We start from the raw sequence: 15966 nt of genomic DNA on the forward strand, positions 1-15966 counted from the left end.
GAAACAGGGAAATGGACAGCTGTTCTATTTCCCTATTGCTACTAAAAAATGACCTCAAAATATTTGATAAAACTAGGAGGATGAAACACTGTGTCATTTCAATTTAAAATGCCTGATATCGGTGAAGGACTGCATGAAGGCGAAATTGTGAAATGGTTTATTAAGCCAGGCGATAAAGTAAATGAAGATGATGTTCTTTGTGAAATCCAAAATGATAAATCGGTTGTTGAAATTCCATCTCCAGTTGAAGGAACCGTACTAGAAGTTTTAGTGGAAGAAGGAACGGTCGCCACGGTAGGGCAGGTACTTGTTACCTTTGATGCACCTGGATATGAGGATCTTCAATTTAAAGGGGACCAGGGTGAGGAAGAGGCAAAGCCAGAAGAGCCAGCAACACCTGAAGTGGCGCCAACACCTGAAACTAAATCTGAAAATGCTCCACAAGCTGCAGTACAGCAAGTTGAAGTAGATCCAAACCGCCGTGTTATTGCCATGCCATCCGTAAGAAAATATGCCCGTGAAAAAGGTGTAGATATCCACTTAGTGGCAGGAACCGGTAATAACGGCCGAATTATGAAAAATGACATTGATGCATTTCTAAACGGTGGTGCTCAAGCGGTTCAACCAGCTGCATCTGCTGTTCAAGAAGCTGTCGTCGATGCTGTTGAAGCCGCACCAGCTTCCGCCATTCCGCAAGGACAATATCCAGAAACACGTGAGAAATTAAGCGGTATCCGTAAGGCAATTGCCAAAGCAATGGTAAATTCAAAGCATACTGCGCCTCATGTCACATTGATGGATGAAGTCGATGTCACAAAACTGGTTGCTCATCGGAAGAAATTTAAAGAAGTGGCAGCACAAAAAGGCATTAAGCTGACATTCCTGCCATATGTCGTAAAAGCTTTAACTAGTGCTTTGCGCGAGTACCCAGTACTTAACACCTCTATCGATGATGCTGCAGGTGAAATTGTTCATAAGCACTACTATAATATAGGTATTGCCGCAGACACAGAAAGAGGCTTATTAGTACCGGTTGTGAAAGACGCCGACCGCAAGTCAGTATTTACAATTTCCCAAGAAATTAATGAATTGGCCGACAAAGCCCGCAACGGTAAGCTGGCTCTGGATGAAATGAAAGGCGGTTCATGTACCATCAGTAACATTGGTTCGGCTGGCGGTCAATGGTTTACTCCGGTTATTAATCATCCGGAAGTTGCGATTTTGGGAATCGGTCGTATCGCCGAAAAGCCAATTGTCAGAGATGGTGAAATCGTCGCAGCTCCTGTGTTGGCGGTCAGCTTAAGCTTTGACCACCGGATGATTGATGGAGCGACAGCGCAAAATGCTTTGAATCATATTAAGCGCTTATTAAACGACCCAGAACTATTACTAATGGAGGCATAATAAAATGGTAGTTGGAGATTTCCCAATTGAAACAGATACTATAGTCATCGGTGCGGGACCTGGGGGATATGTTGCCGCCATCCGTGCGGCACAGCTCGGACAGAAAGTGACCGTTGTTGAAAGAGAATACGTGGGCGGTGTTTGTCTAAATGTTGGCTGTATCCCTTCTAAAGCCATCATTGCGGCTGGCCACCGTTATGAAACGGCAAAACACTCGGATGCATTTGGAATTTCAGCGGAAAATGTAACAGTGGATTTTTCAAAGGTTCAGCAATTTAAAGCTAGTGTTGTCAAAAAATTAACCGGCGGTGTTGAAGGTCTTTTAAAAGGAAATAAAGTAAACATTGTTCGTGGGGAAGCGTATTTTGTTGACAGCCATTCATTACGGGTCATTAACGGTGATTCGGCTCAAACTTATTCATTTAAAAATGCCATTATTGCTACCGGGTCACGGCCGATTGAACTTCCTACCTTTAAGTATTCAAAACGTGTTCTGGATTCAACTGGTGCACTCAATTTACCAGAGATTCCGAAAAAGCTGGTCGTCATCGGCGGCGGCGTGATTGGCGTGGAACTTGGTGGTGCATATGCTAACTTTGGTACTCAGGTTACGATTTTAGAAGGTGCTGAAGAAATCTTAGGCATGGGTGTATTCGATAAGCAAATGGCATCCCTGGTTAAGCGCAGCTTGAAGAAAAAGGGTGCCGAGATTGTTACGAAAGCGTTCGCTAAAGGGGTCGAAGAAACCGAAAATGGTGTTGTCGTAACATACGAAGCCAAAGGTGAAGAAAAGAAAGTAGAAGCAGATTATGTCTTTGTTATGGTTGGCCGCCGTCCGAATACAGATGAAATGGGACTTGAACAGGCGGGTGTAAAAGTGAATGAGCGCGGACTTGTTGAAATTGACAAACAATGCCGGACCAACGTAAGTAATATTTATGCGATTGGTGATATTGTTCCCGGCCCGCAGCTTGCACATAAAGCATCATATGAAGCCAAAATTGCTGCTGAGGCCATTTCTGGTCTTCCTTCTGAGATTGATTATTTAGGTATTCCAGCTGTCGTATTCTCTGATCCAGAACTGGCATCTGTTGGCTATACTGAACAGCAGGCCAAAGAAGAGGGAATTGATGTAACGGCAGCAAAATTTCCGTTTGCAGCAAATGGCCGTGCGTTATCACTTGCTAGCTCTGATGGTTTTTTAAGGTTAATTACGCGTAAAGAGGATGGGCTTGTAATCGGGGCACAAATTGCAGGTGCCAATGCATCTGATATGATAGCCGAGCTTGGACTGGCAATTGAGGCAGGAATGACTGCTGAGGATCTTGCTTTGACTATCCATGCTCATCCTACTTTAGGTGAAATTACCATGGAAGCCGCAGAAGTAGCACTGGGAACACCGATTCACATTCTTAAATAAGTAAATGAAAGTCCTTTTCACAAATAAAGTGGAAAGGACTTTTTTTTGTCCATAAATAGAATAAATTTTTCTTTTAGACAGGAATTATTTTCTCTCTTAATAAAAACACTAAAGTGGAAAATAAGACACAAGTCAAACATATATATCAAAATAATATGTTTTTTAAGTGGTGATGAAGTTGAGGATTTATGTGGTAATACTGCTGCAATTTATGATTTGGAGCGGCTATACATTTATTGAATGGCTGTCGCAGCATGATCAATTGATATATAAAGTGATGATGTTTTTTGTCTTTTTTTATTTGGCATTTATTATTGGCAATAAGGTTACACAATCGCTAAGAAAAACATTTTTTATCACAACCTTTAGTTTGGTTGTCTATTCCTCTATCCATTATACAATGGCATTATTTATCCATTAAAAAAAGCCCCTATTCGGAGCTTATAAGATTATTTTCTTGGATAAAAGTACATGATCCTCTTGTTAAATAAATGAAGTTCTCCTTGCAGCTTTTTAGCAAGAAATTTACAAAATTCATTGGCCTTGCCTTTGTCTCCATGTGTTGCTTGGTCTGGAAGGCCAACCTGTATGTACATTTGTTCTCTTTCTTCCCCCTCTTCATTGCGAACGGTTTCCTTATCAATCCCGAGGAGAATAACATTGTATCTTTCGTGATCAGAATATAAATAAAACCACTTTCCTTTTCCTTCCTCCGTTTCTTTGATTTCGTAAGGAAAAGCCGCATCCTCGTATTGCCAATCCAGTTGGGTTCCGGTTTTTGAAGTAATATTTTTATAGTAATGGAATAATTCCTTTACTTCTTCAATTGTAATGGTTTGTTTTGCAGATGAAGGCACAAGTTTTATATAGGCATTAACAGTCATCATCAATCCCCTCTCCAGCAGATAGTTTATTCATTTTTATTCTAGCATTGAATAAAATAACGTACAACTCATAGTAAAAAAATTGAAATATGATTATGACTAAAAAAGGCTATTAAGGTCTTTTTTAATTTATTTTTTAAATGTGACATACAAATTAGGCTTGATAAATAAAATGTGATATATTATTATGTTTTTAAAGGATGTTTAAACGCTTTCATGTAGTGGGATTATTTTCATATGAAAAGGAGATCGGGACTGATGGGTACGCTAGTCTGTCAAATTTGTAATTCAACTATCGATCATTTTGAAGATGAAAAGGTAACCGTTCTTTATTCAAAATGCAATTGTTGTTGTGACCATCATACAGAAGAAGAAGCGTAATAAATTTAGTCAGTATTCAATAAAAACAGGATCCCCATTAGGAATCCTGTTCTTTTTTTTGCTGGTAAAACGGTTATTGAATGGCTTTATATTCTTTAATAACATGAATTGTTTTTAACTCGTCATCTTCTGGTCCTTGGACCGGAAGACCGGCCTCGAGATTCTTCTTAATATAATGGAGGTTTTCCTTTGTAATAATTTCACCAGGGATAAAGATTGGTATTCCTGGGGGATAAACCATTACGAATTCGGCAATAATTCTTCCTTCTGATTCATCAAAGGGAATCACTTCAGTTTCTGCATAAAAGGCATCCCGGGGTGTCAGTGCCAGCACAGGGATTTCTGGAAGCAGAACTTCTGCCGGCTTGATTTTTTCTGCACGTTGTCCAACTTGTTTCGACAAGTCTGCTAAGGCCTTAACTAAAAGATCCCCTTCATATTCAGTATCACCAAATGTAATGATACAAAGGATATTGTATAAGTCAGACAGTTCAACCTCAATATTATGATTTTCTCTGAGCCATTTCTCAACCTCATAGCCTGATAATCCCAGGTCTTTCACCGAAATAATCAGCTTCGTCGGGTCATAATCATAGGCAGCTTTTGAACCTAATATTTCTTCACCCACACAATAAAGGTGATCAATTTCGTTAATTCTTTTGCGGATCGAGTTTGCCAAGTCGATGGTTCGATCAATCAGTTCTTTTCCTTTTGTCGCTAATTGTTTTCGGGCTACATCAAGCGAAGCCAGCAATAAATAAGATGTCGATGTTGTTGTCAGCATACTGAGGACGGATTGCACATGTTTAACTGACACTAGTCCTTCTTTAACATTTAAAACAGAACTTTGGGTCATCGAACCACCGAGCTTATGGACACTTGTTGCGGCCATATCGGCCCCTGCCTGCATCGCTGATAATGGAAGATCTTCATGAAAATGTATATGGATACCATGTGCTTCATCAACAAGAACTGGAACATGGTAGGAATGGGCAATATCCACAATTTTTTTCAAATCGGCTGAAATCCCAAAATATGTAGGATTGATTACTAATACAGCCTTGGCATCAGGGTGTTGTTCCAACGCTTTTTCAACCGATTCGGTCGTAATCCCATGGGAAATTCCTAAATTTTTGTCAATTTCCGGGTGAATGAAAACGGGAATGGCCCCGGAAAAAACGACCGCCGACATGACTGATTTATGAACATTTCTTGGGACGATTATTTTCTCACCTGGGCCGCATACAGACATCACCATGGTCATAATCGCACCGCTCGTACCTTGTACGGAAAAAAAGGTATGGTCCGCTCCAAAGGCTTGGGCTGCTAAATCCTGGGCACGCATGATCATGCCCTTCGGATGATGCAAGTCGTCGAGCGGCCCAATATTTATCAAGTCGATCGATAGCGCATTGTCACCGATAAACGAGCGAAACTCCGGATCCATTCCAGCACCTTTTTTGTGTCCGGGGATATGAAATTGAACTGGATTCTTTTTTGCATGCTCCAGCAAACCGCTAAATAACGGTGTTTGATTTTGAGACAATTTTACACCACACCTCTTAATTTTTACATTATTTTTTTGGTAAAAAACAAGTGAAATTATAGCATTATTCTTTGATAATGCATAGATCATTTTAAGAGAAAATTCCACTATAAAATGATGCTCAAACTTGGAAAGTCTCAAATTAGTTTTCCTTACTAACAGGAAAAATAACCATTCATCCCGAAATAATAGTTATTGAAATTAAGGGGGATTGACATGAACTGGAACACTAGGGTTACAGAAATTTTAGGTATTCGGTATCCTATTATACAAGGGGGATTGGCCTATTTAGCTTATTCGGATTTAGCTGCAGCTGTTTCGAATGCTGGCGGGTTGGGACAGATTACAGCGATGTCGTTGGGAAGCCCAGAATTGCTGAGAGAGGAAATCAAGAAGGTCAGAAAACTGACAAGGAACCCGTTTGGTGTAAATTTTGCGATTGGACAGCATGGCAGACCGTTTAGAGAGTTTTTACAAGTTGTCATTGAGGAGGAGGTCCCGGTAGTTTCGATGACCGGAGGAAATCCGGCTCCTATTTTTGACCAATTAGAAGGAACAGCTATAAAAAAACTGGTCTTGGTGGCAGCCAGAAGACAGGCAATAAAAGCTGAAGAACTTGGTGCTGATGCCGTTATGGTAGTTGGTCAGGAAGGAGGCGGACACTTAGGGCGCGATGATATAGGAACTATTGTCTTAATTCCTCAAGTGGTAGATGCTGTTTCAATTCCTGTTATTGCATCAGGAGGAATTGGTGATGGCCGCGGACTTATGGCAGCACTTAGTTTAGGTGCTGAAGGAATTGAAATGGGGACAAGATTTATTGCAACAAAGGAATGTGTGCACGCAAATGAGGTATATAAACAGGCATTAATTGAAGGAGGGGAATCCGATACGGTTGTGATCAAACGAACTCTCGGTGCTCCGGCAAGAGCGATTGCCAACAGTTGGACTGAAAAAATATTAGAAATTGAAAAAAACAATGGCGGTTATGAAGAACTAAAAGAGTTGATCAGCGGAGAAGCGAATAAACAGTACATATATAACGGAAAGGTGAATGAAGGCTTTGCTTGGGCAGGGCAGGTAATGGGATTGATTAAAGATGTCCCAACGGTAGCCGAATTATTTAACAGAATCATTTCCGAGGCGGAACAAATTCGTACAAAATGGGGAAAATAACCGTCATAGTAAACCAAAATTAGCAGGTGGCATATATGGAATATCAATATCCAATTGATTACAGCTGGTCAACAGCGGAAATTGTCGATGTTATTAAATTTTTTGAAGCAATTGAAAAGGCCTACGAATCGGGGATTGAACGCGACACAATCATGAAGGCCTATCGCCGTTTTAAAGAAATAGTTCCCAGTAAAGCAGAGGAAAAGAAAATTTGCGGGGAATTTGAGGAAATCAGCGGCTATTCGTCGTATCGGACGATCAAAAAGGCAAAAGAAGCTCAATCAGGAGATACAATTGCGATGCATTCATAAGAAATAGAAATGGCTGTCTAAATGCTGTCAGTCACCGCTGGTATTGCATAAATTATTGCTGTGGTACCTGACACGAAAGCTTTTTAGACAGCCTTTTTCCGTCTATTAGCTGATCGCCATTTTGTATAGTGGGGCAATTTTTTGAAAAACCTCATCAATTTGTTGAATTAATGGTTGCGAGCCAAGCTTAATCGTTTCCTCTCGGTCAATTGTATAGCCGGATAGCAGTTCTGCCTTCTTTACTGATTGCAGCCTCCCCAACATCTTAATTAAGTCATCATTTGATAATTGCTGATGCTTGATCACTTCGGGTTTTGTATGATCGACTGACCAGACAAAATCTTTGGGAATTTCGCGATAAATTTGCTCAGCCCTTTTAAGCAGTTTTTCGGCAATCTCACTTTTTTGCGGTGCTTCATAAATGACGGCGAACCAAATAAATAAATGTGTTTTCCAAAGTCCGATTTGGAAATGTGGGAGCATTTTATAGCCGCGGCGATTATTGGCAAACGCTACCCAAGTATCTTTTGGGGGATTAATCGTTCGTCTGGTGTGCTTAGCAACATGCACAAACATTTCTTCCCCTGTTAGCACTGAGATGGTTGGTGCAAAATATTGACCTAAAGATTCTAACTTTGGACGAATTCGCTCTTTTAAAGCGTCCATCCGCGGCTCAAGGCCTTCTACTAAAAAAACATCAAAATCCTCTCTCGTAAATCCTGAAAATTCCATTTCGTCAACCTCCCGTTCAGGTATATGTCAATAATTGTAGCATACGAAAAAATATAGACGAAATGAATTGCTTTTCTAGGTTAATGCACATATTTGTTCCCACAATTCAAAATGGCTCATATTATACAGTAAATAATCATATAAAAGGCCAGTAAAGTTGGGAAGGGGAGGAGAAATGTGAAGCAACTGATGAACACTTCTTTGAAAAAAGTTAGTGAAAGAGAACGAACTGCGGTGTTAAGATTAGAAATGGATTATGAATTAGCTACATTATTTGAAGCAATCGAGGAAAAGGATGAAAAGAAAATTAAATTGTGTAAACAAAAGCTCGAAAAAATCAGGCTGGAATTAGTTCGCTTAAAAGCTTTTTGAGTTATTATTTAAAAGTATTATTCAGCTAAGGAGCAGCAAAATAGAATGAAGCGGGAGATCATTTTGATGATATAAACGAACTCCATTAAATGAGGGGGAGTTCGTTTATTATTGACGCTTGGGCCGCCTGTTTCGTGTGAAAAAAAACGAGAAAAAATTTGCTGTCAGCTTTATTTTTGATTAAGCTATAAGTATGTATTATTTGCAGGGCCTCAAATTACATAGATGGAAAAAGTCAGGAAAATTTTCATTGGAGGATCATTTATGAATTGGGAAGAAGTTTATACTAGCGCAAAGCAATGGGTAATCGAAGCTGGCGAGATCATTCGTGCCTCTTTTAAACGGACTTTAACGATTCGGACAAAATCAAATCCTAATGATTTGGTAACAGATATCGACCAACAAATAGAGCAATTTTTCATCAGCAAAATAAGAGAGAGATATCCTGAACATAAAATAATGGGCGAAGAAGGATTTGCTGACAGGATCGAACAATTGGATGGAATTGTTTGGCTAATTGATCCGATCGATGGGACAATGAATTTTATCCATCAGCAACGGAACTTTGCCATCTCAATTGGAATATATGAACACGGTATTGGGAAGGTAGGAATCATCTACGATGTTGTCCACGATGAATTATATCATGCGGTTCGCGGAAATGGTGCCTATTTAAATGATCAGCCTCTTCAGCCTTTAAAGGAACGAGCGGTGAAGGAATCGATTATTGCTCTAAATGCCACGTGGGTGATGGAGAATCATCGGATTAATCATCAGCTATTAATTCCGCTCGTAAGGGATGCACGGGGAACAAGGTCTTATGGTTCAGCAGCCCTTGAGTTGGTTTATGTTGCGACTGGTAGAGTGGATGCCTATCTCTCGATGCGGTTATCGCCTTGGGATGTTGCAGCGGGAGCAGTACTGGTAGAAGAACTCGGAGGAGTGGTCACAAATTTAAAGGGAGAAAAATTGGATTTTATTTCAAGGAATTCTCTTTTTGCAGCTAAACCGGGATTGCATCAAGTGATTTTAGAAAAATATTTAAAAAAAGGGAATTGGTAAAAAGAAGCCTTGAATTTTAGGCTTCTTTTTCCAATTCCCCATTTTCCCGCATCCTTTTTTTGGTTTTAAAGCCCATTCCCATAATAAAAATAACTGCTACAATACAGCTGATGACTCCGATAAGACTTTTTTCTGCAATCGCAATCCCAATCCCGATAATGCTGGCCGCTGCAAGAATTGCATAAAATAGTAATGGCCATTTTACACGCTTCATTTTATGTTTACTCCTTATTTTGCTTTTTGCTTTTTATTTTACATAAAAATTTTTTTATTTTCCACTATTATGTGGTATAATGTTTCAGTTGTGCATGAAACTAAGCTAACTGACAAGTTTTTTATAAATAGGAGTGGAACATCGTTGAAAATTAGAGAAGATATTCGGAATATAGCGATTATTGCTCACGTTGACCATGGAAAAACAACTTTAGTCGATCAATTGTTAAGACAATCAGGGATATTTCGATCGAATGAACATGTAGAAGAACGTGCAATGGATTCGAATGATTTGGAAAGAGAACGCGGGATTACCATTCTAGCAAAAAATACCGCAATTCAATATAAAAATACACGGATTAATATCCTTGACACACCTGGACACGCCGATTTTGGCGGCGAGGTTGAGAGGATTATGAAAATGGTCGATGGTGTTTTATTGGTGGTGGATGCCTATGAAGGCTGTATGCCACAGACCCGGTTTGTTCTTAAAAAGGCATTGGAGCAAAATCTAACTCCAATTGTCGTCGTAAATAAAATCGACCGTGAATTTGCCCGTCCTGCTGAAGTAATCGATGAGGTTATCGATTTATTTATTGAACTTGATGCGACAGAAGAACAATTGGAGTTCCCGGTTATCTACGCATCTGCCATTAATGGAACGGCCAGCCTTAATCCGGATAAACAAGATGAAAACATGCAGGTATTGTATGAGGCTATCATTGAGCATATCCCGGCACCGGTGGATAATAGCGATGAACCGTTGCAATTCCAAGTGGCTCTACTTGATTATAATGAGTATGTCGGCAGAATCGGCATTGGCCGGGTTTTCCGCGGAACCATGCATGTTGGCCAGCAGGTAGCTTTAATGAAATTGGATGGATCCGTTAAACCATTCAGAGTGACAAAGATACTTGGATTCTTTGGGTTAAAGCGCCAAGAAGTACAGGAAGCAAAAGCTGGAGATTTGGTGGCTGTTTCTGGGATGGAGGATATTAATGTCGGCGAAACCGTCTGCCCGTTTGAACATCAAGAAGCATTGCCAATTTTGAGAATTGATGAACCAACATTGCAAATGACTTTTGCCGTAAATAATAGTCCCTTTGCCGGCCGTGAAGGAAAATTTGTGACGGCGAGAAAAATTGAAGAGCGACTGCAAGAACAGTTACACACAGATGTAAGTTTGCGCGTTGAAAATACGGATTCACCTGATGCCTGGATTGTTTCTGGACGTGGGGAACTGCATCTATCTATTTTAATTGAAAATATGCGTCGTGAAGGCTTTGAATTGCAAGTCTCAAAACCAGAGGTAATTGTTAAGGAAATTGATGGTGTCCGCTGTGAGCCTGTCGAAAGAGTCCAAATTGACGTTCCGGAGGAGCATACCGGAGCTGTCATGGAATCGATTGGTGCCCGGAAAGGGGAACTATTGGACATGGTGAATAACGGTAATGGCCAAGTTAGGTTAATCTTTAATGTCCCGGCAAGAGGTTTAATTGGATACACGACTGAATTTTTAACACTCACCCGCGGCTACGGAATTATTAATCATACCTTTGACAGCTATCAGCCGATGTTATCCGGCCAAGTCGGCGGCAGACGCAATGGCGTGCTTGTTTCAATGGAAACCGGAAAAGCCTCCACTTATGGTATAATGCAGGTTGAAGACCGTGGTACCATTTTTGTTGAACCAGGAACGGAAATCTATGAAGGGATGATTGTAGGTGAGAACACGAGGGAAAACGATATTAGTGTTAATATTACCAAGGTGAAGCATGCCACTAACGTCCGCTCTGCCACCAAAGATCAAACGGCTGTCATTAAAAAGCCAAGGATTATGACACTTGAGGAATCATTGGAGTATTTAAATGATGATGAGTATTGTGAAGTAACACCAAAATCCATTCGTTTAAGAAAGAAAATTTTGGACAAAAGTGAACGTGAAAAATTGGCCAGAAAGAAAAAATATGCTGAAATGAGCTAATTAATTAAGGGGTTGCACGCTGTGGATGAATTAAAGTCCTTCTCTCCAAGCCTGAGATTTTTCATCGAGCTTGTTGCCGGTAATTCACCTGTAACAAAAAGTGATATTGAAACGGGGGTATTGTTACAATACTTCTTTATTGTCATTTTATCGGTTATCGTCTATCGCTTAGGGTTTGCCAAAAAATTACCGATCTTAAAAAATATCATTATCTACACTTGCCTGGTCGTTGGCTGTTTGGTGTTGTTATTTTTCTCCTATGCCTTGCCAATTGCGGAAGGTTTGTTAGTGGCAGCGGTGATATTAATTATTTACCGGATTCGCCGTCACCAATCGGAAAAACAACAGACTGAGGCAAAGTAACGGAGGAAATGGGAAATGAGATCAGTACAGGATGTTTTGTATAATTGGCTAACCATTAAAGTGGTTTGTGATGCTCGTCCGGACGATACTGCTGCCCAGGAAACAAAGAGTCACTTTGATGAGATATTAGCATCGGAATATAAAGTCAGCCATATTGAAGTAACGAAAGATGATGTGATGTACTTTATCACATACGAACTGGAAAACGAAAGTAAAAAAACGCGGTTTCCCCGGGAGTTAATTGAAATTATGCTGAACCAAATTAATCATGAGCCCGAGAAATATGCGAACTACCCAATTGAGGAATAAAAAACCTCAAGCTCCTGCAGTGGGAGCTTGGGGTTTTTGCATAATAAGAATTTATCTTGTCCAACTTTGAGAATTGTCTAGCTCCAGCGCGCTTCCGCATTTCTATTCACCATTCATCTTTATCAGGCCGGGAACGGTAAAAACGGAAATTTCCTGTTTCCAGTCTGGCATTCGTTTTCTCGCTGATCCGGTCATGACAATCTTTACACATATATGTATGTATGGGTCGGTTACGAAGCCGTTTCGCCATCAGCGATTCGTCATCAATTGTTTCGATTTTATCACAAATTACGCATTTTACTCGCATTAGCGGCACCTCTTTGAAAAATTTGCTTAAAGGAATATCTATAATATATCATGGGAACACGGGCAATGGTAACTTCATTTGTTTAAGTTGCTGAAAAAACGCCATAGTAGTAATATGAGTATAACTGTTTTAAACAGAAAGAAGAACAGGAAAAGGGAGTAATTTCAAATGGTTAACCAAGTAGAGCCAAGGCTGATCAAGCCTTTGTTTGATGAATTACAAAAAGAAAAATTCGTAACATTAGCAACGATTGATCACGAAACAGGGGGACCTAATGTTCGTGCCATATCCTGGGTATTAGCAAAAAATGACTGCATTATTTATTTTGCGGTAGATAATCGTTCGAAAATTTTAGAAAATATATCCAGAAACAATCAAGTCGTTATTAATTTGATCGCAAATGAATCAGTATATTCGATTCAAGGAGTTGCAGCCATTAAAGTTGACAGGCTGCCGGATGTTCCGTTAAAACTTGCCCTAGTGGAAGTTTCCATAAACGAAGTAAGAGATGTCATGTTTTATGGCTCCAAAATTATTTCGGAAGTCCAATATGATAAAACGTATGATAAAAAAGCCGCAGAACGGTTAGATCGGCAAGTCATGGAAGCAATGAAAAAAGCTTAGTACACAAACTAAGCTTTTTATTGTCTAGCCCCTCGAGGTCAAATAACCTTCTCCCCAAAAAGTCAAAAAGCGGACTTTTAGGGTAGAAGAACATTTGCTTGTCGGGGCTGACCGAGGCGCTTCTGCTTTTCTAATTACTTATAGTAATTTGATTGTCTTTCTTGTTCTTTTTCCAACTTATTTTCTTCATTGGCAGGAAGTTTTTTGTCAGGTTTGTCCGTTGCTTTTTTTGGATTTGGCGTAATTAAGTCACCGGGTATTTCCGGCATCAGGCGACCGGCAACATCCGCAAGCTCTTCCATTATACCGCGGATTGGACGCCCGTTTTTTATATCCGTTTGGATTTCTTTCAATCGCTCGGTAGTATCGGCATCAGCAACAACGATGGCGTTGGCACCGTAGGGATCTTTCCTTAAGCTTTCAGCGACAGAGTATTTTATCGAACCTACTTGTGAACGGTCAATTTTTGCATTTACATCAATACCTACAATTGCATACCTTCCCAGGACGACGGCTGTTGCATCATTTACATTAGGAATACTTGTCGCCAGTTCCACTAACCTTTTGGAAATTTCCTGGCCAGATTTACGGTCAACACTTTCTATATAACTGTTTTTAACATTCACTAATGATGGGTGCTCAGTTTCCGCAATCTGTTGATGTCGATCGTTATTACATCCTGAAAGGAAAAAACAGCCAATCATAGCTATTATCCATTTTTTCACCTTAGCACCAACCTCCAACATCTGTAATCAATCGATCAAGTTCATTTAATTATTCCCCGCTCACATTTAATGTGCGGAATACCTTCTATCTTTATTCCGATAAACATATATTTTTATCAATGTCCTATTAATCAAGGATCGATTTGTAGCTGGTAACAAGCCTACACCATGTAAAGCAGGAGGCGGCGCTTTGAGTAAAATATACGTCTTAGATACAAATGTATTATTACAAGATCCGTATTCCATTTTTTCCTTTGAAGATAATGAGGTTGTCATCCCAGCAGTAGTCCTGGAGGAAGTGGACTCAAAGAAAAGATACATGGATGAAATAGGGAGGAATGCCAGGCATGTATCAAGACTAATTGATGGTCTTAGGACCGCTGGTAAGCTTCATGAAAAAATTCCGCTTGAAAATGGCGGCACCGTTAGAATTGAACTTAATCACCGTTCGTTTCATGATCTACAAGATATTTTTGTGGAAAAAACAAATGATAACCGGATTCTCGCGGTTGCGAGAAATTTATCTTTGGAGGAGCAAAAAAAGCCAAATGGAAAGCCTGTCATCCTGGTGAGCAAGGATGCGCTTGTAAGGGTTAAAGCGGATGCACTGGGACTTACAGCGGAAGATTTTTTAAATGACCGGGTTGTTGATTTTGAGCAAATCTACACTGGATATCTGATCATATTTATTTCCCTCGAAAAATTAAAAAAATTTTACGAAACAGGGGAAATGCCATTATCGGAAATTGCCAGTCATTCCTTTTACCCTCATCAATTTTTAATCATGAAGGATGTGATGGGCAGTTCAGCATCAGCCATCGGTATCGTTGACCATAGGAACAAAAAGGTAAGAAAACTAGCGCTTAATCAAGAACATATATGGGGAATTCACCCGCGAAATGCCCAGCAAACAATGGCAATCGAATTGTTACTGCGTAAAGAGATCCCGCTTGTTACTTTAATTGGCAAGGCAGGAACAGGGAAGACCTTACTTGCCCTTGCTGCCGGGTTAATGCAAACAGAGGATTTTCACGAGTATAAAAAATTATTAGTGGCGAGACCGATCGTCCCGGTTGGTAAGGATTTAGGATTTTTACCCGGTGAGAAACAGGAGAAGCTGAGACCTTGGATGCAGCCCATCTATGATAACTTGGAATATCTTTTTAATACGAAAAAGCCAGGCGAGCTTGATGCGATTTTGGCGGGGATGGGATCAATTGAAGTCGAAGCGTTAACGTATATCCGCGGCAGAAGCCTGCCTAAGCAATTTATCATTATTGATGAAGCGCAAAATCTGACAAAGCATGAGGTAAAAACAATTATCACCAGGGTTGGCGAGGGGAGTAAGATTGTCTTAATGGGCGACCCCGAACAGATTGATCACCCATATCTTGATGCCTACAACAATGGCTTAACCTATGTAGTTGAAAAATTCAAGGACCAGTTGATTGCGGGGCATGTAAAGTTAATCAAAGGCGAACGGTCAGGTTTAGCCAGATTAGCAGCAGATTTACTTTGATTCAAAAAAAGAAACGGGCGCTAAACGCACCCGTTTCGAGTATTTAGCATTTTCGGTCAATTATTAGGCAACCTTATTTCACAAGAAAACCGCGAACATTTTTTATCGGGTTCTTTTGATTGGAACCGTCCCCGTAATAAACATGTACAGGTCCAGTGGAAGTCAATGGTTTACCGTTATCGGAAAATTTCAAAATAACTTCATATGCTTCTTCTATTGGAAGTTCCGTTTCCCCATCGTCTGTCATGATCACTAATGCAGTGGCAGTTTCTTCGGGTTCGGCATTTTCCAGAAATGGTTTGAAAAGCATGCCAAAGGTTCCGGTTAGGACCTTTTCCTTTTCAAATTTCTTTTCTGTCTTTAATGTCGGCGGAAAGACGGCACCTTCCATAATTTCACGATCCCAATGTTTCGAAACCGCTTTTGTATATTCTGCTAACGTATCCTTTTCTTCTTCTCCCTTTGTGAAATAAGTAGTTAAATCAATCCGGCGATCGTCAAAAATCCAGGTGCTTGGATCAAGCGTAATGGTATATTTTACCTTTCCGGAAATCATCAAAATATCTGCCATATGTATCCCCCCTATTAGATAACCATTATAAGTATAGCTTTTTTTCAAACAAATTCAAAATCC

20 protein-coding genes are annotated in these 15966 nt (G+C 40.1%); 13 read left to right on the forward strand and 7 right to left on the reverse strand.

Annotation, left to right across the window (positions count from 1 at the left end; genetic code table 11):
- Positions 1 to 90: 90 nt before the first annotated feature.
- The 3 genes from JK635_RS09880 (at position 91) to JK635_RS09890 (ending at position 3245) form a co-directional block, all read left to right on the forward strand.
- Positions 91 to 1404, forward strand: a complete 1314-nt coding sequence (locus tag JK635_RS09880; protein WP_202653786.1) for a dihydrolipoamide acetyltransferase family protein — start codon at positions 91 to 93, stop codon at positions 1402 to 1404.
- A 4-nt stretch (positions 1405 to 1408) separates the two neighbouring features.
- Positions 1409 to 2824, forward strand: a complete 1416-nt coding sequence (gene lpdA / locus JK635_RS09885) for a dihydrolipoyl dehydrogenase (RefSeq protein ID WP_202653787.1) — start codon at positions 1409 to 1411, stop codon at positions 2822 to 2824.
- Between the two features lie 172 nt (positions 2825 to 2996).
- Entirely contained in the window at positions 2997 to 3245 is a 249-nt protein-coding gene (locus JK635_RS09890; RefSeq protein WP_306792931.1) for a hypothetical protein, read from the forward strand.
- Positions 3246 to 3273: 28 nt separating this feature from the next.
- Here JK635_RS09890 and JK635_RS09895 read toward each other — a convergent pair whose 3' ends face one another.
- Positions 3274 to 3708 (reverse strand): DUF1885 family protein, encoded by a 435-nt coding sequence (locus tag JK635_RS09895; protein ID WP_202654317.1) that lies wholly within the window; start codon positions 3706 to 3708, stop codon positions 3274 to 3276.
- Positions 3709 to 3966: 258 nt separating this feature from the next.
- On the opposite strand from JK635_RS09895, the gene JK635_RS09900 reads away from it, so the two are divergent.
- On the forward strand, positions 3967 to 4089 hold the full coding sequence (locus tag JK635_RS09900) for a GapA-binding peptide SR1P (RefSeq protein ID WP_202653789.1): 123 nt from the start codon (positions 3967 to 3969) through the stop codon (positions 4087 to 4089).
- A gap of 73 nt (positions 4090 to 4162) precedes the next feature.
- On the opposite strand, the gene JK635_RS09905 is transcribed toward JK635_RS09900, so the two are convergent.
- Positions 4163 to 5635 carry an aminotransferase class I/II-fold pyridoxal phosphate-dependent enzyme gene (locus tag JK635_RS09905; RefSeq protein ID WP_202653790.1) on the reverse strand — a complete coding sequence of 491 codons (1473 nt, stop codon included), beginning with the start codon at positions 5633 to 5635 and terminating at the stop codon, positions 4163 to 4165.
- Between the two features lie 216 nt (positions 5636 to 5851).
- Between JK635_RS09905 and JK635_RS09910 the strand changes: the two genes are divergently transcribed.
- Together JK635_RS09910 and JK635_RS09915 are read left to right on the forward strand one after the other, a co-directional pair.
- Positions 5852 to 6811: an NAD(P)H-dependent flavin oxidoreductase gene (locus JK635_RS09910; protein ID WP_202653791.1), complete on the forward strand. Its 960-nt coding sequence runs from the start codon at positions 5852 to 5854 to the stop codon at positions 6809 to 6811.
- Between the two features lie 35 nt (positions 6812 to 6846).
- Positions 6847 to 7122: a UPF0223 family protein gene (locus JK635_RS09915; protein WP_202653792.1), complete on the forward strand. Its 276-nt coding sequence runs from the start codon at positions 6847 to 6849 to the stop codon at positions 7120 to 7122.
- Positions 7123 to 7227: 105 nt separating this feature from the next.
- Here the strand turns inward: JK635_RS09915 and JK635_RS09920 are convergent, their stop codons facing one another.
- Positions 7228 to 7854: a YktB family protein gene (locus JK635_RS09920; RefSeq protein WP_202653793.1), complete on the reverse strand. Its 627-nt coding sequence runs from the start codon at positions 7852 to 7854 to the stop codon at positions 7228 to 7230.
- Between the two features lie 177 nt (positions 7855 to 8031).
- Between JK635_RS09920 and JK635_RS09925 the strand changes: the two genes are divergently transcribed.
- Together JK635_RS09925 and JK635_RS09930 are read left to right on the forward strand one after the other, a co-directional pair.
- Entirely contained in the window at positions 8032 to 8226 is a 195-nt protein-coding gene (locus JK635_RS09925) for a YkzI domain-containing protein (RefSeq protein WP_202653794.1), read from the forward strand.
- Between the two features lie 264 nt (positions 8227 to 8490).
- The gene (locus JK635_RS09930; protein WP_202653795.1) at positions 8491 to 9288 is read left to right on the forward strand and encodes an inositol monophosphatase family protein; all 798 of its coding nucleotides are present in this window, start codon (positions 8491 to 8493) and stop codon (positions 9286 to 9288) included.
- Between the two features lie 16 nt (positions 9289 to 9304).
- On the opposite strand, the gene JK635_RS09935 is transcribed toward JK635_RS09930, so the two are convergent.
- Positions 9305 to 9502: a YlaF family protein gene (locus tag JK635_RS09935; protein ID WP_202653796.1), complete on the reverse strand. Its 198-nt coding sequence runs from the start codon at positions 9500 to 9502 to the stop codon at positions 9305 to 9307.
- A gap of 144 nt (positions 9503 to 9646) precedes the next feature.
- Between JK635_RS09935 and typA the strand changes: the two genes are divergently transcribed.
- From typA to JK635_RS09950, 3 genes are read left to right on the forward strand one after another with little or no spacing between them, the layout of a single operon-like run.
- Positions 9647 to 11485, forward strand: a complete 1839-nt coding sequence (gene typA / locus JK635_RS09940) for a translational GTPase TypA (protein ID WP_202653797.1) — start codon at positions 9647 to 9649, stop codon at positions 11483 to 11485.
- Positions 11486 to 11536: 51 nt separating this feature from the next.
- Positions 11537 to 11848, forward strand: a complete 312-nt coding sequence (locus tag JK635_RS09945; RefSeq protein WP_202654318.1) for a YlaH-like family protein — start codon at positions 11537 to 11539, stop codon at positions 11846 to 11848.
- Between the two features lie 15 nt (positions 11849 to 11863).
- On the forward strand, positions 11864 to 12157 hold the full coding sequence (locus JK635_RS09950) for a hypothetical protein (protein ID WP_202653798.1): 294 nt from the start codon (positions 11864 to 11866) through the stop codon (positions 12155 to 12157).
- 106 nt (positions 12158 to 12263) lie between these two features.
- Here the strand turns inward: JK635_RS09950 and JK635_RS09955 are convergent, their stop codons facing one another.
- On the reverse strand, positions 12264 to 12464 hold the full coding sequence (locus JK635_RS09955; RefSeq protein ID WP_202653799.1) for a YlaI family protein: 201 nt from the start codon (positions 12462 to 12464) through the stop codon (positions 12264 to 12266).
- Positions 12465 to 12632: 168 nt separating this feature from the next.
- Here JK635_RS09955 and JK635_RS09960 point away from each other — a divergent pair, with 168 nt between their 5' ends.
- Positions 12633 to 13088, forward strand: a complete 456-nt coding sequence (locus JK635_RS09960) for a pyridoxamine 5'-phosphate oxidase family protein (RefSeq protein WP_202653800.1) — start codon at positions 12633 to 12635, stop codon at positions 13086 to 13088.
- Between the two features lie 134 nt (positions 13089 to 13222).
- Here JK635_RS09960 and JK635_RS09965 read toward each other — a convergent pair whose 3' ends face one another.
- Positions 13223 to 13813: a YhcN/YlaJ family sporulation lipoprotein gene (locus JK635_RS09965; protein ID WP_438803828.1), complete on the reverse strand. Its 591-nt coding sequence runs from the start codon at positions 13811 to 13813 to the stop codon at positions 13223 to 13225.
- A 190-nt stretch (positions 13814 to 14003) separates the two neighbouring features.
- Between JK635_RS09965 and JK635_RS09970 the strand changes: the two genes are divergently transcribed.
- A complete protein-coding gene (locus tag JK635_RS09970) occupies positions 14004 to 15332 on the forward strand; it encodes a PhoH family protein (protein WP_202653801.1) in 1329 nt (442 codons plus the stop codon).
- A gap of 73 nt (positions 15333 to 15405) precedes the next feature.
- Here the strand turns inward: JK635_RS09970 and JK635_RS09975 are convergent, their stop codons facing one another.
- Positions 15406 to 15903: a molybdopterin-binding protein gene (locus JK635_RS09975; protein ID WP_202653802.1), complete on the reverse strand. Its 498-nt coding sequence runs from the start codon at positions 15901 to 15903 to the stop codon at positions 15406 to 15408.
- Between the last annotated feature and the right edge of the window lie 63 nt (positions 15904 to 15966).

Origin of the sequence: Neobacillus paridis, assembly GCF_016765675.1 — a bacterium.
GTDB classification, from domain to species: Bacteria; Bacillota; Bacilli; order Bacillales; family Cytobacillaceae; genus Neobacillus; species Neobacillus paridis.